This is a genomic window from Nitrospira moscoviensis (assembly GCF_001273775.1).
GTDB classification, from domain to species: domain Bacteria; phylum Nitrospirota; class Nitrospiria; order Nitrospirales; family Nitrospiraceae; genus Nitrospira_D; species Nitrospira_D moscoviensis.
In genome coordinates this window covers 947,259-972,071 of sequence record NZ_CP011801.1, presented here as the reverse complement: position 1 = coordinate 972,071, position 24,813 = coordinate 947,259, and the positions used below count along the sequence as shown (strand labels likewise).

Below are 24,813 nucleotides of genomic sequence, written 5' to 3'. Positions count from 1 at the left end.
TTGGAAAGACCGACTGGGCTGGGGGTTACACGAGGGTTTTGGCAAGACGTTGCATAGCTTCGGAGGGATCGCGTCCGGCGCGCTCGACGACGTGTCTCCGGTACCGAACCCATACGGATTTCGCCTCCGCCGGTCGGCTAAGAGATTGAAATAGCTGAATCAGACGCCCATACAGCAGTTCAGCGAATGGATCCACATCCAGCGCCTTCTCCAGGCAGCTCAGCGCCTGTTCCGCCTGGCCTGCCTCCCGGTAAGAGGCACTGAGGCCGTCTACCGCCTGTATAAATCGCTCGCGCGCGGCTCGCCGGCGGTCATCCGCCCATCCTTCCACTTCGTCCTCTCCTAAAAAGGGACCCCGATAAAGCTCGATCAGCCGTTCGTAGAGTGGCACTAGACCGTCGAGCTGCCCTCGGCTCAAGGCGGTTTCTTTGGCGAGCTCTTCAAAAACCAGGACATCCGTCCAGCACAAAGCGCGGTTCAGCGAGACCTTTCCGTCTCGGACTTGAATCACCTGTTCAGACGCCAACAGCCGACGCAATCGCTGGACGGTTTTGCTGAACGTCTCCTGCCCCGTGTCCCCCTCCGCCTCGGGCCAGAGGGTATCGACAAGCCGTGAAATCGAGACATCCTTGGCCCCTAATGCAATAAGCAATTTCAGCAGATGAAGCACTCGATAGGGCGCTTTCCTTCTCGGAGCCAACGGTATCCCATCCAAGTGAATCTCAAAGCGGCCGAGTGTGTAAATCTTGACCGGCCAAGGCCAGGCTTCCGGCAGCCAGACAGATTCTTCCGTTGGTGCCAACCGAGTTATCCGAATCAGCTCTTGCACGTACTCCGTCTCGATCTCGGCCTCCAACGCCTTGGCACAGAGCCGGGCCACGTTCTCCGGTACAAACCAGGCAAAGAAGCTGAACCCGCTTTGTTTGCCAACGGCAAGCGCTTCCCGTAAGGCCGATAGAGCCTCCTCTCGGCGATCCCGATCGAATGCGAACTGAGACTGGAAGAGATTCCCCATGAACTGGAGGACGCGACTTCCCATGCCCTTCGCGATACGCAGGGCATGGCTAAGGTACTGGTCCGCCCGTTCCTCCTCTCCGAGTCCGTGCAATAATTCAGCAGCCGCGCAACTGAGGAGCGCTTCAGGATAGGGACTCCCGTGTAACCCCCTTACTTCCAGCCCAGCCTGAAGGAGCCCCCACGCCTTTGACAGATCTCCTTTGATGCGCAGCATCCACGCTTGCATAAGAAGAAAGTTGGCGCGCATGACATGGGCGGGATGTTCGACTAAGCAGGCACTTCGTTTGAGGTAGTGTTCGGCGGACGACAGCTCATTCAGAAATAACGAACCGTAAAAACCCGCAGCCAAAAGAGCACTGTCAAAGACATACACGCCGGTTTTCTCCGAGATCGCCAAGCCCTCCTGGACAAGTCGTAACGTTTCCTTGGGATGTCCCCGAAGCCAGGCCAACGGCGTGGTATTCGCATAATAGGTGAGGCGCATCAATGGTAAGTTGGTCTCACATTCAGCGGCGGATTTCAGAATTTTTGCATATTTGTCGGCGGCATCGAGATCTCCAAGCCATGCGCAGAAGTTGGACATCTGCGCGACGAGAGGCGAATACGTTTCGATGCCTGGCACTCCTTCAAGCAGGTTTTTCGCGCGATCAATCCACGGTACCACAACTGAGGCGTACGGACGTCTCCACATGAGGGCATTCACCATGCAAAACGTAAACTGAATGTCGATCTCCGTTGAAGGAAAGGCCGCACCGGGCTGGACCATTTTCAGCATGATGTCGATCCAGCGATCGAACCGGCTGAGATCGATCCACGAGAATTGGATAGACGAAATAATTCCGGCCCACGACAGCAGCATGCCGGCCATATTGTCTTGAGCCTTGAATCGCTCGAAGGCTTTTTCAAAAATGGCTTCGCTTTCAAGCGGAGCCGTCACCAGGCGGCAAGAGGCCAGCCAATAGAAAAGCCAAGGTTCTTGCTCATACAAGCCTGCCGGCACTTGTGTGAGCCAACTTTCCAACGTTTGGCTGCGTCCTTGTTGAAGTAATTCCGGACCTCGCGCCATCACCAATCGAACGATCTCCTGGATCTGGCCGGCCTCGGCGTACAACGCCACAGCGTCCTCAACTCGCTCAGCTTCTTCCAAGAGAGAGGCCGCAGCCCGCTGGATATCCGCCACTTGATCTGGACGCAGAACCGCTCGTGCCTGAGCGCGCAAGAACTCTCGGAACAAGGGGTGGTATTGGTAGAGGGACTCGACTCCCGCACGCCGTTCAGTAAAAGAGCGGGATTGATACAGCCTGGCCAACATGTCACCGGCCGACGCTTCTTCAGACAGTCGCGTCGCCATGGCCGCCGTCATGTTTGGCAGAAAGGCCGTGCGCAATAAGAACCTCTGCGTCTCGGGACTGAGCCGCCGCATGACCTCACGCGCCAAGTAATCGAAGATCACTTGGGGCGTCTGTTGGTCTGCCGCTATCTGGTCTGCCCTGACTGTTTTGACCTGCTCCAATATGAGCACAAAACCCGCCACCCAGCCGTGGAACTTGTTCTGCAACGTGTCGATCTGTGCGAGTCTAGGAAGTTTGTTTGATCCCGTATGGAGCCGCACGACGGCCCTTGCTTCCGTTTTCGTCAGCCGGAGATCTTCTTCGTCGATAAAGCTGATGATCTGAGCCGCCTGCAACCGCGCGAATGCCGGCGGAGGAAGCTCGCGACTCATAATCATCACGCCAATCCCTGCCGATGCCGCCTCCACGCCGAGCGCCACCATCTCATGAAAGAGCGCGTCCGGAGACACTTCCTGATAGTTGTCCAACACCAGCAGGCTGGCGGTACGCAGCCGTTGAGACAATTCTTCAAAAAAGCGCCGAGTGAAGGTTGGCAGTCCCTGTAGATATTCGGGAGTCAAATGGGGAAGCGGTCGCCGATATCGAGGCGCAGCGTGCCGCGCAGCCAGGCCCATATAGTGGAAGAAGGTGGCCAGATCCCGGTCCCCCTCGTCCATTTGGTACCACAGCGGACGAAGTTTGCGCGCCCGCAGATACCCGGCGACCACTGTCGTTTTCCCAAATCCAGGAGGCGCATTGATCCAGACGACCGGCCGTTTCCGCGCTCGATCCAGCAGCCGGTAGAGGCGCGACCGCTCGACGATCGCGGGCAAGCGCGGTGGAGAGAGTTTCCCGATTGGAGCACTTCGAGAATGGCTCATGGCGGTTTAGTCGAGGGCTCCTCAGGCACATGCCGGCCACATTATCTCGGCGATCGGACATCGAATGATTCCAGTGTTACCGCATGAATCCATCGACGAACTCCTTGAGCTTTTATCGCATCGCCTGTGCGGCTCCAATGGTCTATGAGCCGTTGCCCGACCTCTACAACCCGATTATGCAGGCGCTCCCGCCGTAATTTCGCCCATCCTGCGCCGTCTTCCTCGACCAGGAATGGCCCGCGGTAAAGTGCCATCGCACGTTCCCATGGCGAGACCCATGCGGTGTCAGACATCGGTCGGCGGCTATCCGCTCCGTCGGAGCTGAGAAGCCTCTCGAAGGCTACGGCGTCAACCCAGCAGAGCGACGGATTGAGCGAAACCTTGCCGTCTCGGACCTGCACGACCTGTTCGTGCACCAACAACCGCCGCAGCCGCTGGAGCGTTTTGTTAAACGTCTCTTGGCCAATGTCCCCATCCGCATCAGGCCACAGCGCATCGACATGCCGAAGCCCGGCGGGGCGGCGATCCACACGACGGGACGCCGGCGAGCACGATCAAGCAACCGGTAGAGGCAGGTGCGCCCGACAATGGCTGGAAGACGCGGAGGACTGAGCTTGGCCAGAGAGGCGGGACGCTTCTTCGCAAGCAAGGTGCGTGGCACTGGCGCCTCCACCTATTGCGACTCGGCGGACGGCATCCATCATCCCACGATGGCCGTAGAAACCTCAATACGTCCGTTGACTCGGTTCATCCCTTGTGATACCCGCTTCTCCACTGGTTACCTTCCTTTCCGCCCATCTAGGAGCGGCCGGTGCCACACAAGAGCAACCGTCACTTGCCTTATTACCTCGCCCTTCTCCCTCTCACGCTCATCGTTGCTATAGGATTGACCACACCTCAACGGACGGAAGCCGACGGCATTCGCAATCCGTTTCAAGGCGCCGCCGCCATTGCACAAGGCAACGCCTTCGCGGCGCAGGCGGACGATCCCACGGCCGTGTTCTACAATCCCGCCGGCATGACACAGTTGCACGGTGTTCAACACACCGTCGGTGTTCAGTTCGTCAGCGTCAATACGCGCTTCACCAGTCAGACCGGCGGCTCGGTCGCAAACGAGCGCCCCTTTCCGATTGGTCTGCCGCCGCCTGGACAACTGTTCGTCACCGCGAATTTGAAGGACCTCGGCGTTCACGCACTCGGCGATCTCTCGGTCGGTCTTGGGCTGCAGAATCTTTTTGGATTCGCGGCCAAGTACCCCCGGGATGGTCCGTTTGCCAGTGCCGTGACATTCGCCCAATTCCCGCTCCTCGATATCAAACCGACGCTGGCCTATAAGGTGACCGATCGCCTGTCCGTCGGCCTCGGCGCAGACATCTTCACGTTCGCGAGTTTCCTTGGGGAAGGCCACTTGGAACAGCGGTCGATACAAGGCGGCACGACCGTCGAATTGAACGGCAAGGGCACGACCGCCGGGCTCAACGCCAGTCTCCTGTACAAGGTTCTGCAGACGGAAGACGGCGAGCCGCTGCTCAATCTCGCCTTTGTGTGGCGTAGCCAGGCGGTGTTGCCGGTCAACGGAGAATTGCGGGTGAACGGAGCGCTGATGGCAGACGCAAGCTCCTCGATTCGCCTCCCGGAAATCTACACCTGGGGCTTGGCCGTATGGCCGGTGCGCAATCGGGATCGGCAGTGGAAAGTTGAGGTCGACGTGGATTACGCACGCTGGCAGTCGATTCGCGACTTCGACGTCCGTCTCTCAAACGGCACGACCATCGCAAATCCCCAACGGTGGAACAATGCCGTCAGCGTGGGAATCGGGACCGAATACAAATGGCTGTCGATCCCGAATCATCCCGATTGGAGCGTCGCCATTCGCACCGGGTACCTCCATTCAGAGGCCGCAATTCCCGATGTGAATTTCAACCCCGCCGCGCCGGATGCACCGGTTCACGTTCTGTCAGTCGGACTCGGCTTCCTTTGCAAAGAAAACGGCAGGTTTCTGGGGCTGATCACGTGCGGCGGTTCTAAAGAAAGCCGGTTCAGCAGTACCATGCTCGGGCTGGATTTGGCGTATCACGTGTTCTTGTTCGAATCGCGGTCGGTCACCGGCAACCCCATCGCCGCCGTGAACGGCATCTACCAGACGACGACTCACGCCGGAGCCATCACCATGCGGGTCAATTTCTGATCCCGTGTTCTTACAAGAAGATAGGCGCGTCCGTGACGGGAACCGCCGGGCACGGCTACAATAATGTTCAACGTTGAACGCTCAATGTTGAATTGCCGGAAATCCCCGAGCCAATTCAACATTCAGCCTTATCTCCGTTCATAGAACAGCTCCAACGCCGACGCGATGCCGTGGACGCGGCCGTTGCGGAAGCTCTCGTCGAGCCGATTCCGGAGCGACCGGATGCCGCCTTCGTCGCCGCGCTTGACGACCCCCTGCGACACCATCATTTCCGTCGCCACTTCGATCAGCCGCCGCCGGCGGCCTTCCATCTCCTCGGTCACCAAGTCGTCCATGATCTCGCCCGCGCGCGCGGCCACGATCTTCTCGACGAACGAATCGTACCCCTGCGCCGCCACCGTGCGCTCCCGAATCACGCCCAGCTCGGCCTTCACCCGCTGCACGTCTTTCATCAAGATGGCGAAAAGCTCTTTGCGGCCTTCGTCGAAGAGCTTCTGCTCCATCTGATCCAGAATGACGCCCGGATCCAGGGCCTCGGCGCGCGGTTCGTCGCCCCAGAACAGCCGGTCGTAGCTCCGGCGTTTTTCGACATCGCCGACGATCTCGTAGGCGGCGTTGATCTCCCGGATCTTGGCCTCCGCGTCCTTGCTGTCGGGATTGCGATCGGGATGATGTTGAAAGACGAGCTTGCGATAGGCCTTCTTGATCTCGTCGTCGGACGCTTCGCGGGAGACGCCGAGGATGCGGTAGTAGTCCATGCGGGCCATGGCGCAGGACTATAGCACGGCGTTTCCACGCGCTTCACCTCGATCAAGTGTGAACGCCCCTCGCCGCGTCGCATGGTCATCCCGCTATGTCCCACAGACCTGGGAGGTTCCCTTGACTTTTCCCCGCCTCGTCTTATTTACTGACTCATGGAACAGCCACGTACTCCCCGGGCGCTCACCCATGACGAGCAAAAGGCGGCGGAAGCCGCCTTCGTCGGCCGGCCCTTCAACCCCGCATGGTCCGCCTCGGCCCAAAAAGTATACGAGGGTTTACGCCGGGCTCTCCCGCAACAGCCTGAATCCGCCGGGTCGTTCTCGCCCTCGCCGGAGCGAGCTGAGCTCCCGCAAGCAGCCGAACCGACCACACAGGACGCTTCGGAACCGGTCACGGCGGCGCAATCGGTTGCTTCCGACTCCATGCCCTCCGGTGACGGGCCGGAATCGGCCGAGACGATTCGAGCCAAACGCGAAGAAGCCATTCGATCCGGATTTTTGATCGATGTGACGGACGAGGCGAAGAAAGTGGGATTGACGTTTCCCGTGACGCTGACGAGGCCCTTATGGGACGTGGGCATCGCCACGAGCGGATCGGTCTCGGAACAAGAACAAGCGCACCGCTTACGCGACGTGCTGATGGCCTTTCGCCTGCGCCTCGCGAATCAGGCGACTCTGTCGCCGCTCATCGACTTCCCGGCCCTGTTGGCGTTGCCGCCGGGATCAGTTCCGCAGCCGATCCCTTTGTTCGCGCTGATTCAGCCGGATGAACGGCACCGCGCGCTGGTGACTCTGCTGCTGCCCAACGAAGTGACGGCGACCATCATCCCCGTGAAGTGAACACCTGGCTAGCGAGACGGCGGCGGCGCATTCTGCTTCATAAGACGGGCCGCGAGGTCGCGCTCGTCAAGCTCCGTGTGCACCTCCCCGTTGAGACGGGCATCCAAGAGCCGATCCAGAATCTGCTTGAACTGCGGGCCGGGTTTGAGCCCCATCGCTTTCAGATCCGCTCCGGTCAATAACGGCTTCACATGCTGATAGGTCGTCAAAAAGGCGGAGATCGCGCGCATGATCGCCTCGGCCTTGCTGCGCGCCATCAACCCCAGTAGGGTTTCGTCGGACAGGCCGCACAGAAGTCGATAGACCTGAGCGGGCTTGGGCGGCGGGCGTCGGCTCAACTGCCGGACGATCGCCTGGCCGTTCAGCCGAGCGGCTCGGATCACCGCGGCTTCCGCTTGTGTAAAGGGAAACCGCTTGAGCACGTCGGCCACCGCCCGCTCGGGCAAGACCTCCAGCAGCGCCACCACGTAGACGAGCCAGCCCGCGATCTCTCGGTCGAGATAGAGCAGCCGGTACCAACCCAGCGCCTGTTCCGCGGCGCGCAATCCCGCTTGCAGGCGCGACGACCAGCCGAGCTTCGGATGGATGAATCGCAGCAGTCCGAAGTCCGCCATGCGTTTGACGGCCTGCATCGCGTCCCGTTCGGCCAACAGCAATTTCAGCTCTTCCAGCAGCCGATGGCCGGACAATCGATGGAAGAGATTCATCTTCACCGCGCCTTCGATCAAGGCTTCGGTGTCCCGGCCCAGACGGAAGCCGAATCGCACGGCGAAGCGGATGGCGCGAAACACCCGCGTGGGATCTTCGACGAAACTCAGGCCGTGCAGGACGCGCACGATCTTGTCGTGAAGATCGCGCTGGCCTCCGTAAAAATCCAGCACTTCCCCGAAACCCTTGGCGTTCAAACGGACGGCGAGCGCGTTGATCGTGAAATCCCGGCGGTACAGGTCTTTCTTGATCGAACTCTGCTCGACGGTGGGCAGCGCCGTGGGATACTCGTAGTATTCCGTTCGCGCCGTGGCGACGTCGAGCTTGAATCCGTCCGGCAGGAGCACGATGGCCGTGCCGAAGCGGTCGTGCGCCTTCACGCGGGCCTGTTTCGCCTCGGCCAATTTCCTGGCGAACAGGATCCCGTCGCCCTCGACGACCAGATCGAGATCGAGATTCTCGATGCCCAGCAAGAGGTCCCGGACACACCCGCCGACGACATACAGCGACACGTTCAAACGATCGGCCAGGCGCCCCGCCTCCTCCAGCAAGGCGACGAGCCGATGCGGCAGCCGGCTCCGCACCAGGCCCTGCACATTGCGGTGGCGCCCCGCAGACTGGTCCTCGGCCTGTCCCGGCCGTCGCGCGCGCACCCTGGCGCCGCCGAGCACATCGTCGTGCAACGTCCGCAGCAAATCCGTCCTGGTGATCACCCCCACGATCTTCGTGCCGCTGATCACCGGCACGAACCGTTGGTTGCGCTCGATCATCGCCGTTTCGATGTCGTGAAAGGGCGTCTCCGGCCGGGCGGAGTAGGCGTCGGTCTGCATGATCTCCCGCACGGATCTCTTCCCCAATCGATGGAACAGCGCTTTTTGAATCGACTCCCGGCTCACCAGCCCGGCGTACCGGTCTTTCTCGTCGAGAATCGGAAACACGTTCAAGCCATAGGTGGTCATCCGCTGGCCGACCTCGGCGATCGTGGTGTCCTGGGCGATCGCCTTCACGGGTTTCGTCATGACATCCTGCGCGAGCAATGTGGGCCGGTACCGGGTCGTGAGCAGGTGGACCAGCCGCTCGTGCACCTCGGCCAGCGGCTGGCCTTTGACGCTCGCGGCGGCGGCCACCGCATGCCCACCCCCGCCGAACTCGCGCGCGATCCAGCCGACGTCGATTTCGGGCCGCCGGCTTCTGCCGATGAGTTGGACCTTGTCCTCCATCGTGACGGCGACGATCACGGCATCGACCCCCTCCAATTCGGTGAGCCGGTGCACCACATCGGCCGCCTCCCCGCGGCGCCGATCGAGCGTGCTCGTGGCGACGAGGACTTTTCGGCCTTCCAAATAATGCACCTCGCTGTGCTCGAGCAGATCGTTGAGCAAGGCGACGGCGTCGGGATCGAGCGGGCGCCGCAACGTTTCCGTCACCAGATTCACGTCGGCGCCGGACGCGATGAGGAACGCCCCGGCTTCCAAATCCCGACTGGTCGTGGAGGCGAACCCGAACGACCCGGTTTCTTCATAGAGCCCCAATGCCATCACCGTCGCTTCGAACGGCGTAATAGCGATCTTCTGCCGGCGCAGTTGCTCGACGAGAATCGTCGTGGTCGCGCCTACGGAGTCGATGACGGAGTGCGGCGAGCGGCCTGCACAGATGGATGCTTCGTCCACATGATGATCGAACACGACGACTTCGACGGAGGGATTCTCGATGCAGACCTTGAGCGCGCCGATGCGGTCGGGCTCCTGCGTATCGACGAGGATCAGTCTTCGCACGTGGGAGAGGTCGAGCTCTTTCAGTTTGGCGAGCCCGAGATCGTGAACGGCGAGGAAATCGCGCACGGCCTCTTGGCCGCCGGCCGGCAGCACGAGCTGGGCCTCCGGAAAGAGCTTGCGCGCGGCGACCATGGAGGCCAGGCCGTCGAAATCGGCATGGCTATGCGTGGCGATGATCTCCATGGGCGCATTCTAGCAGGGTCCTCTGAGGCGGGAAATGCGGCGGCTCGGAAAGAACGGATGGACGGATGAAGAGACGGCAGGCGCCGTCCCGGAGGACGGCGCCTGATCTCACGACCGGTCAGCGATGCCGCTTCCCTTGCGCGTCGTGCTTCTCACGAGCAATGTTGCGGGAGGCCCGATCCTGCGCGGCATGGAGGCGGGCCCGCTCCCTAGCGGTGACGACTCCATCGGCCTTCGCCTTATTTTCCATACGGTCGATGCGGTCCTGCTGGCGATCCAGGCGGGCCGCCTCGCGTTGGGTCAACTGGCCGCTGGCGATGCCCTGATCGATCCGCCGCTCCTGGTTGGCCTGCCGCTGATCGATCCCTGGCGTGTCGGCCTGCGCGTAGGCCATGCCGGCGGTAAGGACCACTGTGCTGATGGCGAGCAACATCTGCCTCATCATTGCCTCCTTGTGAAGTGGAACTGCGACACCTGCCTCCTACAACGCCCGCGAGAGGTCTCGGTTGACAGGGCAGGCATGCGGCGTGGCGCTTATGTAGCAGGTTAAGACCGACGCGTCCACTCTTGCAGGATACTCAAAAAGGCCTTCCAGCAAGGCCGCAGGGAGCCTGACGACTGAGCAACTGTCTTGATTGTCAAGCGACCACTTCTGCTGTGGAACGCCAGCGTGCCCCATGATGCATCATCGCATTGAGAATCGTCAGGAGCTTCCGCATCGCCGCGACGAGGGCGACCTTGGGGGCTTTCCCCGCAGCCCGCAAGCGCTGATAGAAGGCACGGATCGCGGGGTTCCACCGCGTCGCCACCAAGGTGGCCATGTACAACGCGGTACGGACCGAGGCCCGGCCGCCCCAGATGGTCCGCGGCCCGCGCAGCTGCCCGCTGTCGCGATTGAACGGCGCCACGCCCACCAAGGCGGCAATCTGTTTGCGATTCAACAGGCCCAACTCGGGCAGCTCGGCCAACACCGTGCGGCTCATCACCGGCCCGATGCCCAGCACACTCCGCAGCAGGTCTTCCCGCTCACGACGGGCAAGGCCGCCTCCAGCAGGGCCCGCAACAAGGGCCGTTCCACTCCTCCCGTGGCTTCCACCACAATCCGCGTCGGCGACGCGGCGCTCACGCGAGCGATCACGGTCGCCATCCCCTGGACGTCATACGCAACCCGGATCGACTCGTCTCCGGGATACAGCGCCATGTCCAAGTGCGCTTTCGAGACATCAATCCCCACACAGATCGACCCTGGCTGCATCGCCCCCTCCTTGGTGAAGCCCGTCCTTGTCATGATGCGGGCTCGCTGGCCCTGGCAACTGTCCGGGCTTGTGGACTGGAGGAATGTGACGACCTGGCTCAGTCACGGTCTCGTTGGACCGGAGGCGTATCGATCTGTCACATTCCGTGCGTCTCATGTACCACTGTCCATGATACAAGGCGTACCATTCTCACCCGCCCAACCCCCGAGCCGCCGAGACGGCTCGCTTCCCGGAAACGGTACGTCACAGGGAGGCAGGCGACTGAGGTGCGCGAGGCGACGAATAAGTCGCCTCAGGTTTGCGCACGGGCGCGAGATGGTGAGCGCCCCGTGTCCCCCGCTGGCGGCCTTTTTCAGTATCCTGCTCTAGCGGTCACGGCCGCTGCCCGACCGATCAGGACGCTCAGGTCGCTCCGGTCGATCCGGGCGGTCCAGCCTTTCTGGACGCTCCACCCTGTCGGGCCGATCGCCGTGGCCGGAGCGATCCGGCCGGTCGAGCCGGTCCCGGCCGGAGTCTCCGCGGCCGCCGCGGTCGCCGCCGCCGGTACCGCCGCGGTCTTCTCGAAACAACCGGTCGCCCCGCTCGCCGCGGCTGATTTGCTCGCGCAGCGTCCGGAGATTGGCGCGGCCTTCCTGAAATTCGGCTCCCCGCCGCTTGACTTCCCGGCTGAGATCCAGCAGCTCCGACGGACGATAGCCCTGGCGGATGCCTTCGCTGACCAACGCCGCTCCGTCTTTAGACGGAATCTTTCCTTCTTTCATCACGGCCAAACTCTTGGCGCCGGCCGCCAACAGGTCCTGCGTCACTTTCTGTTTGCCGTCCTGCGCCACGCGCGCCAGCTCACGCACTTCGTCGACGGTCGCGCCGCGCGCCAGGGCCTCGGCCATCGTCTCCATCGCCCGCTGGCGATTGCCTTCGATGGCGCCGCGGGTTCCGGCTTCACGGAGCAGATCCTGCGCGGCTTCGAAATGGGACGTGAGCTGCCGCAACACCGGTTCGATCCGTTTCGGGTCGACACCCTTGGCCAACCCTTCTTTGACTTTGTTGGCAAGCGGCTCCGGCGGAATACCTTTCTCACCGGCCCTGTTGACCTGTTCGATGAGCGGCTCGACCGCTTCCGCGCTGTGCCCCTGGGCGACCCGGAGCCGGTTGATCTCGTCCCGATCTTGCACGGAGAGCGACTCGGCCAAAGCGGGACCCCTGCACAGCACCGACAGCAGGACCACGGATACGAAACCGCTTTTCATGCGTCCATGCATCATCGTACGATCACCACGCCGTTAGTCTGCCCGAACCCGTCCGTCACAAAATCGTCCGCGAGCGGCGGCGTCACCCACCGTACCCCGTCCACGAGATACATGAACGTGTATTCCCCTTCTTTCAGCGGCACGTCCACCGACCACAGGCCGGAGGAGCCGACCGCCGCCATCGGCGTGGCGCCCTTGACCCACCCATTGAAGGAGCCGATGACGAAGACTGTCTTCGCTTCGGGCGCCGAGAGCGTGAACCGCACAGCGCCGCCGATCGGCCGAGGCGGCTCCGGCTTCCAGATCTGCGCGCAACTCGGAAGAAAGGCGCAGAGCGCCGCCACCACGGCGGCCCCCGCACGTAATCCCGTAAGTCCTCTTCCCATACGGGCGAGGGTAGCCGACGAACAAGTCCGATGCAAGGGACCATGCCGGCGCCTTAGATCGACACATCGAGCACCGCATTGGTCGAGCCGAATCCGTCGCCGGCGTCCTCGGATGCCAGCGGATCGGCGATCCAGTGTTTGCCGTCGATCACAAACATGTATTGATACCGGCCCGGCTTGAGCGGAATCGTGGCGGTCCACATGCCGCCGTCAGTCCGCTCCAATTGGGTGAGCGCGCGATTCCACCCGTTGAAATCGCCGGCGACCGAGACGGACTGCGCCTGCGGCTGCAGCAGGACGAGCCGGACGAACACCGTCGGCTCCTGCGCCTCGTTCGCAGCCGTGGCCTGAGTCGCCTGAGTCGTCACGACCACTTCGCCGGTTCGCTCCGGCACGATGCGCAACAGGCCCCAGATCGCCAACCCTGCGATCGAGGCGGCGACGACCGCGCCGGCCAGGTTCCACTCGATCACACGGGGGGCGGTCACGAATGTCATGAACCGCCGACCCAGGCTCGGCCTGTCGGCCATGGCCTTCGCGCAGACTTGGGCGACGAAGCGGGCGGAGGGAGCCAGGCGCGGAAGCTGAGCCGCTTCCGCCGCCACCAACTCCATTGCAAGCCACTGCCGCCGGAGCGTCCCGTCTTCCTCCACGGCTTGTAAAAACTGCACGCGCTCTCGCGGCGCCAGCTCCTGATCGATGAACCGTTGAACGAGCCGTTCCTGTTCCGTCATCCGCTCACCTCGCCGTCGCCGACGATCCCTCGTTCAGGGCCGCCAGCTCCCGGGCCAGTTGCACGCGGGCTTTATACACCCGCATCTTCAACGTATCGGCCTTCGCGTCCAGGATCGGTTCCATCTCTTCATAGCTCAGCCCTTCGACGTGCTTCAGCACAAAGGCTTCCCGATAGAGCGGCGGCAGCCGCTGGATGGCTCGATCCAAATGACCGGCCACTTGCTGCTGCGACAAGGCCCGTTCGGGCGTGCGCTCATCGGCGACGCGCTCGTCCAGCGCCGTCTCGGCATCGACATCCAGCGGGCCTTCTCCCGGGCGCTTGGCCCGAAGCCAATCCTTGCACTTGTTCGCCGCGATGCGGTAGAGCCACGTGGCAAACTTCGCCTCGGCCCGAAACGTCGGCAGCGCCTTGAACGCCGCCAGAAAGGTCTCCTGCGCCAGATCTTCCGCCTGCACACGATCGCCGACCATGCGATAGGCCAAGTTCAGCACGACACCGGCATGGCGCTCGACCAACAGCCCGAAGGCCTCGGGGTCCCGCTGGAGACAGCGGGCAACAAGCTGCGCCTCGTCCGTCGCTCGGCTTTCATCCAGCGGCGCGCTCATCGGTCCTCACTCGCCGCTGTCCGCATGGGCTGACCTGATTCATTAGACGGCGCCATACCGGTTTCGTAAACCAACCCTTGACGGATCAGAAGCGATGGCTGGCGCCCACCGACACCAGATAATCGGGCGCCCCGTTCGACACGCCGACGGTCACACCGCCGTTGAACCGCCAGGCGGCGGAGGCGATGTAATTGACGGCGAAAAAGAAATCGCGCGCGTTCACGAAGCCCGGCAGAATCGCCCGGTACTCTTCAAAATAGACGCTGGCAAGGAGATCCCTTGTCACATAGTACCCGGCCCCGAGGTCGTACCAATGCTGGTTTTGGAGCTCGAGCCCCTCGGGATCGCCGATGATATTGTAGCCGCCATCCAGAAACACGATCCATGCGTCGCCGATGAACTTGGACATTTCCACGCCGACCCCATAATCAAGGGCACCGGTCCCGAGGCCGAGCTTTTCGTTCGCCGTCGGGACTTTGATCCGGCCGGTCACGGCAATCAACGGCCGATACTCCGTCTCTTCCACAGCGTAGTACCGGCCTCGCAGAATGATGTCGCCCAGACCGGCCGTGGTGACTTTTTGACCCGGCGCACGCGTCGTCGTCCCGCAGACCCGGTCCTTCCCACTTACATTGGACCCTTTCCCGCTGCATCCCCCATCGTCCTCGGACCCGCCGCCCCCGCCGGATCCCGAATTGCTCCCTCCGCTGTCATCGACTCGTATCGCAGTCCCGCCCACGAGGGTCGTCCGTCCATCCGTCGTCGCGGTGACGAACGGAACGATCACCGTCACATCCCCGTCCCGGAACAGCCGGCGGACGGAGAGGGGCGCGTAGAAAAAAGTGCTGGTCGTGTTCGTTCCAAAGTTGCCCGACGAATACGACGGCGTAAACCCGATCTGCCAGAGCCGGTCAGGCGGCAGCGGCGCCTGCTCGACCTTGTCTGCTGCGATGCCCGCTTGCTCGATTCCGAACATCATCATTGCAACCCCTACTGCGATGGCCCCCATCCGTATCAACGCGTTCTCCCTCCGTTTTGGGGCCCAAGGTACCCCATGCCCGGCAAGGCCGCAAGATCGGCTGCCGGCGGCCCCAATAGCAGACAGCGGCGTTGCGCGCGCAACGCCGCTGTCTGCATATCACCCACCACCGTACGGCTGAGTGGCTTAGTTTCTGCCGCCGCGCTCCGGTCGTTCCGGACGTTCAGGCCGTTGGGGTCGCTCGGGCCGTTCCGGTCTCTGCGGCCGTTCCATCCGGTCCGGCCGGTTCGGCCGGTCCATCTGGGCAGCCCGGGCGTTGTCACGGCCCTCTCGACCATGCTCGCCGGCGACTTGATCGGCCCGGTCGAGCCCGCGGACTTCGCCGCCTCGATTATCCCGGCGGTTCTCGCGGCGATCGGCTCGCCGGTCTTCTCGACGATCTTCACGGCGATCGTCCTGCCTGACCTCGCCCGCTTGGGCGACACGCAGATCATCGCCGCGGCGACCGCTGTGGTCTCTTCGATCCGATCCGCTGTTGACCGATCCGGGCCCGTGGTTCAGGGATCCAGGCCCGCTGTTCATGGAGCCAGGTCCGCGATTGTCCGTGCGGGGCAGCGGAGTGCGCTCCGTGTCGGTCGATTGCCCCGCCGCCGGCGAGACGGCGGCGAAGAAGCCGATGAGGAGGCCCAAGAGCATTTCGTGTCGGCGCTGAATCTTCATCGTCGATCTCCTTGTGTAGGTTTCGGTTCCGTCCTTACTCTTCATCTTCCAACTCCGCTTCACGCCACGTCACGACTCCGCCGTTCAACCGGCCTTTCACTTTCACCACTGCCCCGACCTTCACGGCATTGAAGAAAGCGGTCCGGCTGATAGGAGCGTCGTTCACTCCGTCGAACTCGTCGATACCGGATGTATCGACCGTGACGCCGAGAATCGTGATGTTCGGACCGGCCAGCACCTGCACCGGCCCCTGCAGTACGACATCATCGTCCGCCTGGCGTCGCTCGACGCGCGTGGCGATGATCGACGTAGTGCCGCTCGCGCGCCCACGCACCCGCACGTGATTGCCCACCGCCAGGTCACCCAGACCGGTGATCGCTGTGCCGCCGTTCGCCTTGAACTCCGTCTGGCTGTTCACCGTGACCGTTACGCCGGGCAGCCCGGCGATCGTGAAGGTCTTCGCCGCCAGGTCGATCGTCGCGACGTTCCCTTCCAGCCGCGTGCTCTCATGGAACTTCACATGCTTGGCAGTCAAGATGCCGTTGGCCAAACGGCCTTCTGCCGAGAGCTTTGTGCCCACGACGATCTCATCAATCGTGCCGCCGCGGAACTCCGTCCCCGAGGTGGTTTGCACATGAGTGCCACCGATGAAAAAATCCCCGGTGCCGAGCACCTGCGTCACGAATCCCTCGACTTCAAACTCGTCCGCCTGTCGGACGCCCGGATTCTCCGGTTCGACTTTCGACGCCACCAGTGTTCCTTGTGACAACGTACCTTTCACTTCGACCAAAAGCCCGTTCCAGGCATCGCCGGCCGGATTCGGCATGTCGTTGATGAGCGCTGTCGCATAGTTGATGATGAGCGCGCCGATCTGGAAGGTCTTCGTCCCGTCGTTGTGATTGTGTACGAAGCCGCGGACTTCCGATGTCCCTTGAGCCGCCTTCTTTTCTATGAAGGTCGCCTGAATCACGCCGCCGGGCCTGATATGGCCATTGACCTCGACCGTGTCCCCGACCGCAGAAGCGACGTTATTGTCGAAAATGGTCGTACTGTCGATGAGCACCGTCTGCCCCATCACCACGAGGCTCAGTCCATCCGCCGCCACCGATTGCACCACTCCCTCCACGGCATCCTTTTGATGCACGGAGTTGGCGAATCGCTGACCGCCGCTGAATGAACCGGTCACTGTTACCGTCATGCCGAGTTTCAAGTCCCCTTGGCCACGTCCGGCTTCGCCGTCGACGATGAACGAGGCGCCGCTCGTCTCGAATTTCTTGCCGTTCACAAACACGCTGCCGAATCCGGTGATCGTGCCGGATGCCGCGGCAGTGCCGGTGGCACTGCCGCCGGCCGTCGGTGACTCCCCGCCGCCGCAACCGCTCAGGAGTCCCACCAATCCCAAGACACCCATGACTGATACGAATAACGATGACGGTCTCATAAGAACACTCCTGGTTAAGGAACAATGCCGAAGCCCTTGCCAACGGACGGCGGACGTTCAAATCGCTGTCACCCGATCCGTCGCTGAGGGGTTAGACGGGGAAGGACAAAAAAGGTAAACGCAGTGGCTACGGAAGATTCAGGGAGTGGTGACCGGACAGGTCGGCGTTGCGCGGAGGATCGGCTAGCGCACGTCGGAAAAAAACGAACGGGGAAGCGTCGGGAGGCCCCATTCGACATGGAGGATGATGGCCAGCACACGGGCGAAGCTGCGCCAGACACCCATTTGCACGAACTTGCGCGAGTCCGTCACCACGGGGGGAGACAACAGCATCGGGTTCGTGCGCCGGATCAATCGCTCGCAGAACGCCACATCTTCCAGGATGAGCTGTTCCGGAAATCCCCCGAGCTCTTCAAACAACGACCGGCGGACAAAGAGCGCCTGATCGCCGTAGATAATCCGGCTGCGGGTGCAACGGAAATTATCGAGAAACGAAATCAGCCGCAACCGCCAATTGTCGCCGGAGAATTGATGGAGAAACCCGCCGGCTTGAATCATGTGGTCCATTTCCATGGCATTCAAGCGTGGAATGGCGCCGACCGGCAGCACCGTATCGGCGTGCAGAAACAAGAGCCACTCGCCTCGCGCGGCCTTCGCGCCCGCATTCATCTGAGATGCGCGGCCTTTGGGAGCAGTCAAAAGAACGCGTGATGGATGACGCGTGACGGGTGATGCGTTGAAATCAACACCGTAGTTTCGGAGGACCTGCCTCGTGCCATCGGTGCTGCCGCCGTCGACGACGACGGTTTCATAGTCGCCGGTCTGCCGGAAGAGCGCATCGAGCGTGGACGGCAGCGCTTTCTCTTCGTTATAAGCCGGGATGATGACGGACACCATGAAGGCCTCAGCTCGCTTCCAACGGCCCGCACGCCAACCACGCCGGTACATACGTGTTCACATCGCCGGCCCAGGCGGCCGGATCCTCATGGATGCTGCTGAAAAGGTCGGCCAGCGTCAGGACCATCCGGTGCGTCAGATCGAGATACTCCTGCGCCGCATGGCGGAGCCGATCTCGATCGGCCCGTCCGGCGGCCACGCCGCGTTCGATCATCCGCAACCCGAACGCATGATGCGCCTCCTCCTGGTGTAAGAGGACGCGCCGGAGCCGGCCGAACGGCGCGCCGCGCTTGACGAGCCCGGCTTCGATGCGATGGAGAATCGCCTCGCCGAGCCCTTCGAGAATAATCTGTTCCGCCAGGAACGTTTCATACAGATCTCTCCGGGACAGCCGATCGTCCAGTTTTCGCCGGTATTCTTCCAGCGCCGGCAAAAACGGCGCGGCGCCCAGATGGCGCGGAGCCAGCCAGGCGATGGCGCCCTGAAACACGCAGGCATGCAGGCGTTCCTGCCGCGCCTGGCCATTCAGAAAGCGGGCGGCGCCCGCTTCGTCCACGAGGGCCGCCTGTTTGGCCGCACAGTCGTGCGCCAGCCGCTCGCCGTATTCGAGAAACGTGAGCAGCCGAGCGATCGGTACCTGTTCGTCAGGACGGATCAGCATGCGAAGCCTCCGTGGGCGGGATGCCGTTGAGGGACCAGTCGTACTCCAGATACTCGATGCGATAGCGGGCGGCGGCCACGTCCTGCGCGACCTCGGGATCATTCACATACCGTGCGACATAGTGCAACACATCACCCGCGGCAGCGGAAAAATCGTCTTCGAACCAGTCGAAGATCTTCGAGAGATAGGCGATCTTGGCGTGCGGATCGAACCGGTTGCGGCGCGGGTCGTTGATGAAGTCGCGCGCGGCCTGGTCGAGTTGCGCCTCCAGCCGATCCGGCTCGAACGCCCAAGGTTGCAGCTTCGGACAGGAGGAGGATGCGCAGACGATCGTAAAGTGGATCCGCGGCTCGCGGAACTGCCGGCGGAGCACTTCATGCTCCAGATCCGACAGCGTGATGCGCTGGCCGCCCACCCCATAACGGCGCAGCTTGAAGTAGCGATACCAGCCGACATAGGGAGCCGGCCTTTCGCCGTCGAGGATGCCTTGGACGGCAAAGGCGTTGTAGGCGTTGATCCAGAAAGCCAGCCGCGCTTGCTCAGTCGGCAATGAGCCGGGGTCGACGCGATCGAGCATGCTGAGATAGCCGTGGAACCGCTGGTCGCGTTGCATGGCGGGATAGTCGACCAGCCCGTCGCGGACATGAGCCTGCAACACCGCATTCCATTGCGCCTGGCTGAACGAGGTGGGATCCACCGGCTCGGCCGGAGAAAACCGATCCGGGACCGCGGCACAACCGGCTTGAAGGAAGCCCGTCGCCCCAAGAAGTCCCCAAGCCAACACCCACTTTTTACGTGGGTGATCAGACCGTTGGCCAGATTTGCACGGCCACATGACGTTTTTTTTCCTTTTTACGCACTTCCACGCATCTCCCCCGGCGCGCCTGCGCATAAGCGGCGAGAAAAACGCTCGGTCTGCGGTTCGTCTTCAATGGCATACGCCTTGCTGAGAGATCAACCTATTCTAGGTGATTTCCAATAAGGAGGCATTGCGATGAAGACGACGAAGACGATGCCGGTCATGGTGGGCGCCCTCGCGATTTTGGCGTTGGCCATGGGTCCGGCGTGGGCCAAGGATTCCAAGAAGGAATCGAAAAAACCGGCCGGCCATAAGTCCGCCAGCGCCGCAGCAGCGGCTGCCGGAGCCCATATCTCCGATCCGGGCCACGCTCCCAAGTCCGGCCAGCATGATACCAAGCCGGGTCCGGCCTGGAAGACGGTCGGGGGCACGGTGAAGAGCATCCATGGCGACATGTACCTGGTCGAAGATTACGAAGGCAACCAGGTGCAGCTGTACGTCGGACAGGGCACCAAACATCTTCGCGGGAACAAGAAGGTCGGGGACACCGTTCGCGCCGAAATCACGCGGGGTGGCTTCGCGAATTCCATTCAGTAGTCCCGTATTCGAATCCGCGCACCCACCCGGCGCGGGTGTCTTCGAGGGGGCCGGCCCTGCATAGGCCGGCCCTTTTGTTTTGTCGGTCCAGCCGTCATCGCTTCGCAAAGACGATATCCCCGTAGTAGGCCGTGGCGCGCTCCTTCGTGTTGTCGGTATCGCTCATAATCGCCACGCCGTTGATCAGGGGCGGCTCTTCGCCGAAGGCCCTCCGATAGTCGTCATACACGTTCCGCTCCTCGTCCACCCACTCGCCGACTCTGCCAACCCCGCTTTCCACGACGATCATCTGGGCAAAATCCGTATAGGCGTTTTCAACGATGGCCCCGACCGGCGTGGCCGTCTCCCAGATATAATTCAGCGCCGCAATCGGAATATCGCCGAAGAGCACCCGCCCGGCCTTGTACTTGAGTTTCTTGGCGAAGCTGACCTTGTCCGGATCGTATTCGAAGGTAATATACAGCCGGGCCGGATAATCGTCGCCGTCCTTGCGGCGCACATCGCTGTGCGTCAACAAGTTTTCGACCTTCCAGCGCCACCGCACGATAGGATAGTCGCGCGGATCGATCGTCACCTCTGTGATCAGACCTGAGGCCGAGGCGTCGCTCACCGCCTGGACGACCGTCCGATCACCGTCCTTGACCAGCTTGTACTGCGTCTGCCGCGGGACTTTCTTAAAGCTGAGCGGCTTCCAGCCCGGCGGCGCTGCCGCGCCCGGCGGGGCGGTGGAAAAGCGGCCCACCTCCAGCGTGGCCTCGTTCTGGGCCAGGACAAGCGCCGGCAGAGTCACCACGATCACGGCCAACCAGGCCCGCGCGATCCGGCGATGACGCGGCGCCTGTGTCACCGTCTCATCCATGCAAAGAGCTTCGTCAGGATGTGCTTCGTCCTCGGCGTAAAATGGGCTTTCCGCCAGAGATTGACGGCTTTCTTATTGACTTCGGCTTGCGTGGGATAGGGATGAATCGTCGCCGCGATGGTGTTAGCGCCGGCGCCCGCTTTCATCGCCACGGAAAATTCCCCGATCATCTCGCCGGCACGGGCGGCGACGATCGTAGCGCCCAAAATCTTGTCGTTGCCCTTCTGGATGTGCACCCGCGCAAAGCCTTCTTCCTCCCCGTCGAGAATCGCGCGATCGACCTCATCGAGCTTGTACGTGTAGGTTTCGACGTCCAATCCCTTGGCTTTGGCCTCCGCCTCGTACAGGCCGACATGGGCGACTTCCGGCTCGGTGAAGGTGCACCAGGGCATGATCAGCTGATCCATGCTCGCGTAGCCCAACCCGAAGGGATGGGGAAACAGCGCGTTCTGGATGACGATTTGCGCCATGGCGTCGGCCGCGTGCGTAAACTTGTACTTCGAGCACACATCGCCCGCAGCGAAAATGTGCGGGTTGGACGTCTGCAGTCGGGCGTTGACCTTCACCCCGGTCTTGTCGTACTCGACACCGGCGACTTCGAGCTCCAGGCCCTGCGTGTTCGGCGTCCGGCCGACCCCGACGAGGATTTCATCGACGGTGAGATCATAGTGCTGTCCGTGCGAATCGACGGTGAGCCGCTTGCCGGCCTCAGTCTTCTGAACCTTCAGTTCCTTTCCGCAACAGAGCAACGTGACGCCGTCCTGCTTCATCGCCTGTTCCACGATCGCCGCCGCGTCCCGGTCTTCATTGGGCATGATGCCGTGCATCGCCTCGACCAAGTACACTCGGCTGCCGAAGCGCGCGAACGCCTGCGCCAGCTCGCAGCCGATGGGGCCGGCGCCGATCACGCCGAGACGCGGGGGCAGCTCGGTGAGCGAAAAGACCGTTTCGTTGGTCAGGTAGCCCGCTTCCTGGAGTCCCGGCGTCGGCGGCGCCGCAGCCCGCGCTCCGGTGCAGATGGCCGCTTTCGCGAATTTCAACGATCGATGGCCGGCCGGCCCTTCCACCCGGATCGTCCCGCGATCGACGAATGTCGCGTCGCCGATATAGACGTCCACCCCCAGACTTTTATAGCGATGCGCGGAGTCCGTATGGCTGATGCGCGCGCGCAGCTTCCGCATACGGGCCATCACCGCACCGAAGTCGTACTTGATGCCCGGCGGGATATGAACGCCGAACTCGTCCGCCTGCTTGAGATCGGCCCAGGCGCGCGCCGCCCGGATGATGCCTTTCGACGGCACACAGCCGACATTCAGACAATCGCCGCCCATCAAATGCCGCTCGATCAACGCCACCTTGGCACCGAGACCGGCGGCAATCACGGCCGTCACCAAGCCGGCTGTGCCGGCGCCAATGACTACGATGTTGTAGCGCCCGTCCGGCTGGGGATTGATCCAGTCGCGCGGATGGACGTTTGCCACCAACGTCCGATTGTGCTCGTCATTCGGCAGGACAAGGGTCTCTTCAGGCTGGCTCATCGAAATAGTCCTCTCTGAACGGAGCCGATCATCGCGCGACGTCCCCTCTTTTTCACGCTTCACGCTTCACGCCGTGATCACGCCCGCTTACCGGACACTGCCTTGTAGACGATCGGGACCAGCGCCAACAGGCCCAGCAGGACAAAGGCCGCGATCACGTTCGGCGAAGCGATCTCTTTCAGCGAGTTGATCGTTCCGAGCTGCCGGCCGGCATAGGCATAGACGAATGAACCGGGAATGATGCCGAGCGCCGTGGCGGCCACGTACGTCCCGACGCTCACCCGCGTCAACCCCGACACCAGATTCACGACGAAGAACGGAAAGAGCGGAATCAGCCGCAGCGTCATCAGATAGCTGAAGGCGTTCTTGGCGAACCCCTCCTGGAGCGGCCCAAGCCACTTGCCGAACTTCTGCTCGACCGCGTCGCGCAACACATACCGCGCCGCAAGAAAGGCCAGCGTCGCGCCGGTCGTCGCGCCGATGTTGACGAAGAGCGTTCCGACGACCCCGCCGAACAGGAATCCGCCGGCGAGCGTCATGATGACCGCCCCCGGCAGAGACAATCCGGTGACGGCGATGTACGACAGGATAAACAAGCCGGCCGCTGCGGCGTAATGGTCCTGCGTAAAGGCGAGCAAATTGTCGCGATTCTCCTTGAGGGCCGCCAGCGACAGAAACCGCCCCAGGTCGAAAAAGAAAAAGGCGCCGATGGCCACGGCGACGACGGCGACGATGACGAGCTTACCCATGTTGGTCTGAGCACCGGCCGTGGTGGAAGATGCGGGGGTCGACATCGTGACCTCGTGGCGTATCATGGGGACTCCTCCCGTGGCTGTCAATGTAATGGAGGTAGGTCGATCCGGTCTCCGACTTCTTACAGTCCGGAGGACCGAACCCTGTTGTTGAGCACTACGGATGGACCGAGAGGATAGATGGGCGAAGATTCGGTGTGAGCAGACTGATCGAGGCGGCTACTGCCACCGATGGTTCGCGAGATCCCGGTCGATATCGAGTCTGCCGGAGATCCGCTCGAAAGGATCGATTACTCCATCGCGGTTTTTATCCAATTCCTGGAAATGGTCGTGCAACAGCTCGACGGCATGGGGATTGGGCGCTCCCCCGCTCCCGCGACGGCCTTGGCTCGGGTCGTAGCGCTGGGGCTGATGCAAGATCCCGTGATAGGAAAGATCGGGCTTGGCCTGAAGCTTGGCCTGGGCTTTCTTCATCGCGCGCCTGTGCCGGCTGGTTTTGCGCGGATGCGATTCAGCCGGCTTCCTGGACAGTCGGTCTGGCGAAACACCGGCCGCCATGGGGCCCGCCGGCTTGACCGTTCGAGGCGTAACCGAAGCCCGCCGAGACCGACTGCCATCGGCTGCCGCGACGGCCGGCTTTTGATCGGGACCGGGCTTCGGAAGACCGGCCGCCTCAATCGGTTTGATGGCAACAAGGCCGCCCCCCAACACGACGGCCAGCGAAAAGAGCGTGATGTTCGTTAGGGTACGCATGGCTTTTTAAGTGTAGCAGGCGCCGGCACGTGTTGTAGGTCCATGATTCTTCACGATAAATCGTTTTGTGTCAGAAACGGCACGCCGGCCGGACATAGCTAGAACTCACTTGCCACGGAACCGCGAGTCCCGTACTCTCTCTTCTTGGAGGCCCTGAGATGGAACAGAACGAGCGGTTGATCAAGACCAAAGAACAGTGGGCCAAGGCTCGGCGCGGAGGTGAGGAACGGGAGGTCTTTTTCGAAGGCGACCACCGCCTGCCGCCGGGACAGCATCTTGTCGAAACCTTCCCCGTGCTCGATCTGGGGTTCAAACCCGACATCCCCTTGGCAGAATGGCGGCTCACCGTCGGCGGCTTCGTCACCAATCCCCTCACCTGGACCTGGGAGGATTTCATGGCGCAACCGCCGTTTCGGGACATCTCGGATTTTCACTGCGTCACATCGTGGAGCCGGTATGACAACGAATGGGAAGGCGTGAGCTTCACGCATCTCCTCTCGGTGGTGCAGCCGTTGACGCTCGCAAAATTCGTCCTGTTCAAGTCCTATGACGAGTACACGACGAACTTGCCGCTCGACGCCTGCGATGACGCCGACGTGCTGTTGGCCCACAAGTGGAACGGGAAGCCGCTGACCAAGGAGCATGGAGGGCCGGTCCGCGTGATCGTCCCAAAGCGCTATGCCTGGAAAGGGGCGAAGTGGATCAAAGAGATCACGTTTTCCGACCGGGACGTGAAGGGGTTCTGGGAAGTGCGCGGGTATTCCAATACGGCGCTGCCATGGCAAAACGACCGGTATGGCTAAAACGGACGCTGAACAACCTTTCCAGCGCAGTTCTCGGCTCGTCAAAATCCTCAACATACCCCAGAGGGTACGCCTCCGGTTTTGACTCACCTGCGGCCTT

The 24,813-nt window shown here is 62.1% G+C and carries 23 protein-coding genes and 2 pseudogenes; 4 read left to right on the top strand and 21 right to left on the bottom strand.

Features of this window, described 5'->3' with window-relative positions:
- Window positions 1-25: 25 nt before the first annotated feature.
- Together NITMOv2_RS04765 and NITMOv2_RS24890 are read right to left on the bottom strand one after the other, a co-directional pair.
- On the bottom strand, window positions 26-3,076 hold the full coding sequence (locus NITMOv2_RS04765; protein WP_053378801.1) for an AfsR/SARP family transcriptional regulator: 3,051 nt from the start codon (window positions 3,074-3,076) through the stop codon (window positions 26-28).
- A gap of 194 nt (window positions 3,077-3,270) precedes the next feature.
- Entirely contained in the window at window positions 3,271-3,522 is a 252-nt protein-coding gene (locus tag NITMOv2_RS24890) for a bacterial transcriptional activator domain-containing protein (protein WP_420799890.1), read from the bottom strand.
- 518 nt (window positions 3,523-4,040) lie between these two features.
- On the opposite strand from NITMOv2_RS24890, the gene NITMOv2_RS04760 reads away from it, so the two are divergent.
- Window positions 4,041-5,417, top strand: coding sequence for an OmpP1/FadL family transporter (locus NITMOv2_RS04760; RefSeq protein ID WP_053378800.1), 1,377 nt, complete (start codon window positions 4,041-4,043; stop codon window positions 5,415-5,417).
- Window positions 5,418-5,980: 563 nt separating this feature from the next.
- On the opposite strand, the pseudogene NITMOv2_RS24885 reads toward NITMOv2_RS04760, so the two are convergent.
- Window positions 5,981-6,184: pseudogene (locus tag NITMOv2_RS24885) on the bottom strand (DnaJ domain-containing protein); the annotation flags it as partial.
- Window positions 6,185-6,331: 147 nt separating this feature from the next.
- Between NITMOv2_RS24885 and NITMOv2_RS04750 the strand changes: the two are divergent.
- Entirely contained in the window at window positions 6,332-7,018 is a 687-nt protein-coding gene (locus NITMOv2_RS04750) for a DUF6573 family protein (RefSeq protein WP_053378798.1), read from the top strand.
- An 8-nt stretch (window positions 7,019-7,026) separates the two neighbouring features.
- On the opposite strand, the gene NITMOv2_RS04745 is transcribed toward NITMOv2_RS04750, so the two are convergent.
- The 14 genes and pseudogenes from NITMOv2_RS04745 to NITMOv2_RS04680 all read right to left on the bottom strand — a co-directional run bounded on the left by NITMOv2_RS04745 (window position 7,027) and on the right by NITMOv2_RS04680 (window position 19,393).
- Entirely contained in the window at window positions 7,027-9,684 is a 2,658-nt protein-coding gene (locus NITMOv2_RS04745; protein WP_053378797.1) for a CBS domain-containing protein, read from the bottom strand.
- Window positions 9,685-9,802: 118 nt separating this feature from the next.
- Window positions 9,803-10,129 (bottom strand): hypothetical protein, encoded by a 327-nt coding sequence (locus NITMOv2_RS04740; protein ID WP_202967314.1) that lies wholly within the window; start codon window positions 10,127-10,129, stop codon window positions 9,803-9,805.
- Between the two features lie 193 nt (window positions 10,130-10,322).
- Window positions 10,323-10,700: pseudogene (locus tag NITMOv2_RS24880) on the bottom strand (transposase); the annotation flags it as partial.
- Window positions 10,667-10,939, bottom strand: a complete 273-nt coding sequence (locus NITMOv2_RS24875; RefSeq protein ID WP_053378795.1) for a hypothetical protein — start codon at window positions 10,937-10,939, stop codon at window positions 10,667-10,669. The pseudogene NITMOv2_RS24880 and the gene NITMOv2_RS24875, both read right to left, overlap by 34 nt.
- A gap of 366 nt (window positions 10,940-11,305) precedes the next feature.
- Window positions 11,306-12,187: a hypothetical protein gene (locus NITMOv2_RS04725; RefSeq protein WP_053378794.1), complete on the bottom strand. Its 882-nt coding sequence runs from the start codon at window positions 12,185-12,187 to the stop codon at window positions 11,306-11,308.
- An 11-nt stretch (window positions 12,188-12,198) separates the two neighbouring features.
- Window positions 12,199-12,573: an isoamylase early set domain-containing protein gene (locus NITMOv2_RS04720; RefSeq protein WP_083447744.1), complete on the bottom strand. Its 375-nt coding sequence runs from the start codon at window positions 12,571-12,573 to the stop codon at window positions 12,199-12,201.
- A gap of 53 nt (window positions 12,574-12,626) precedes the next feature.
- Window positions 12,627-13,307 (bottom strand): isoamylase early set domain-containing protein, encoded by a 681-nt coding sequence (locus NITMOv2_RS04715; RefSeq protein ID WP_053378792.1) that lies wholly within the window; start codon window positions 13,305-13,307, stop codon window positions 12,627-12,629.
- A 4-nt stretch (window positions 13,308-13,311) separates the two neighbouring features.
- Complete coding sequence (locus NITMOv2_RS04710; RefSeq protein WP_053378791.1) at window positions 13,312-13,914, bottom strand: sigma-70 family RNA polymerase sigma factor; 603 nt, start codon at window positions 13,912-13,914, stop codon at window positions 13,312-13,314.
- An 85-nt stretch (window positions 13,915-13,999) separates the two neighbouring features.
- Window positions 14,000-14,896: a transporter gene (locus NITMOv2_RS04705; RefSeq protein WP_053378790.1), complete on the bottom strand. Its 897-nt coding sequence runs from the start codon at window positions 14,894-14,896 to the stop codon at window positions 14,000-14,002.
- A gap of 183 nt (window positions 14,897-15,079) precedes the next feature.
- Window positions 15,080-15,613 carry a hypothetical protein gene (locus NITMOv2_RS04700; RefSeq protein WP_053378789.1) on the bottom strand — a complete coding sequence of 178 codons (534 nt, stop codon included), beginning with the start codon at window positions 15,611-15,613 and terminating at the stop codon, window positions 15,080-15,082.
- Between the two features lie 34 nt (window positions 15,614-15,647).
- Window positions 15,648-17,054 carry a DUF5666 domain-containing protein gene (locus tag NITMOv2_RS04695; protein ID WP_145976171.1) on the bottom strand — a complete coding sequence of 469 codons (1,407 nt, stop codon included), beginning with the start codon at window positions 17,052-17,054 and terminating at the stop codon, window positions 15,648-15,650.
- Window positions 17,055-17,237: 183 nt separating this feature from the next.
- Window positions 17,238-17,951, bottom strand: coding sequence for a TIGR04283 family arsenosugar biosynthesis glycosyltransferase (locus tag NITMOv2_RS04690; protein WP_053378787.1), 714 nt, complete (start codon window positions 17,949-17,951; stop codon window positions 17,238-17,240).
- A 7-nt stretch (window positions 17,952-17,958) separates the two neighbouring features.
- A complete protein-coding gene (locus NITMOv2_RS04685; RefSeq protein WP_053378786.1) occupies window positions 17,959-18,612 on the bottom strand; it encodes a hypothetical protein in 654 nt (217 codons plus the stop codon).
- The gene (locus NITMOv2_RS04680; protein ID WP_187299362.1) at window positions 18,596-19,393 is read right to left on the bottom strand and encodes a DUF547 domain-containing protein; all 798 of its coding nucleotides are present in this window, start codon (window positions 19,391-19,393) and stop codon (window positions 18,596-18,598) included. Before NITMOv2_RS04680 ends, NITMOv2_RS04685 begins: the two co-directional genes overlap by 17 nt.
- Window positions 19,394-19,606: 213 nt before the next feature.
- Between NITMOv2_RS04680 and NITMOv2_RS04675 the strand changes: the two genes are divergently transcribed.
- Window positions 19,607-20,008, top strand: a complete 402-nt coding sequence (locus NITMOv2_RS04675) for a hypothetical protein (protein ID WP_053378784.1) — start codon at window positions 19,607-19,609, stop codon at window positions 20,006-20,008.
- A gap of 94 nt (window positions 20,009-20,102) precedes the next feature.
- On the opposite strand, the gene NITMOv2_RS04670 is transcribed toward NITMOv2_RS04675, so the two are convergent.
- From NITMOv2_RS04670 to NITMOv2_RS04655, 4 genes are all read right to left on the bottom strand, one after another.
- Window positions 20,103-20,867 carry a DUF3047 domain-containing protein gene (locus tag NITMOv2_RS04670; RefSeq protein ID WP_053378783.1) on the bottom strand — a complete coding sequence of 255 codons (765 nt, stop codon included), beginning with the start codon at window positions 20,865-20,867 and terminating at the stop codon, window positions 20,103-20,105.
- The gene (locus tag NITMOv2_RS04665) at window positions 20,852-22,405 is read right to left on the bottom strand and encodes a mercuric reductase (RefSeq protein WP_053378782.1); all 1,554 of its coding nucleotides are present in this window, start codon (window positions 22,403-22,405) and stop codon (window positions 20,852-20,854) included. Before NITMOv2_RS04665 ends, NITMOv2_RS04670 begins: the two co-directional genes overlap by 16 nt.
- Before the next feature lie 77 nt (window positions 22,406-22,482).
- Entirely contained in the window at window positions 22,483-23,220 is a 738-nt protein-coding gene (locus tag NITMOv2_RS04660) for a TVP38/TMEM64 family protein (RefSeq protein ID WP_083447741.1), read from the bottom strand.
- Window positions 23,221-23,376: 156 nt separating this feature from the next.
- Window positions 23,377-23,910 (bottom strand): EF-hand domain-containing protein, encoded by a 534-nt coding sequence (locus NITMOv2_RS04655; protein ID WP_053378781.1) that lies wholly within the window; start codon window positions 23,908-23,910, stop codon window positions 23,377-23,379.
- Window positions 23,911-24,068: 158 nt separating this feature from the next.
- Between NITMOv2_RS04655 and NITMOv2_RS04650 the strand changes: the two genes are divergently transcribed.
- Window positions 24,069-24,713 carry a sulfite oxidase-like oxidoreductase gene (locus NITMOv2_RS04650; protein ID WP_053378780.1) on the top strand — a complete coding sequence of 215 codons (645 nt, stop codon included), beginning with the start codon at window positions 24,069-24,071 and terminating at the stop codon, window positions 24,711-24,713.
- Window positions 24,714-24,813 lie beyond the last annotated feature (100 nt).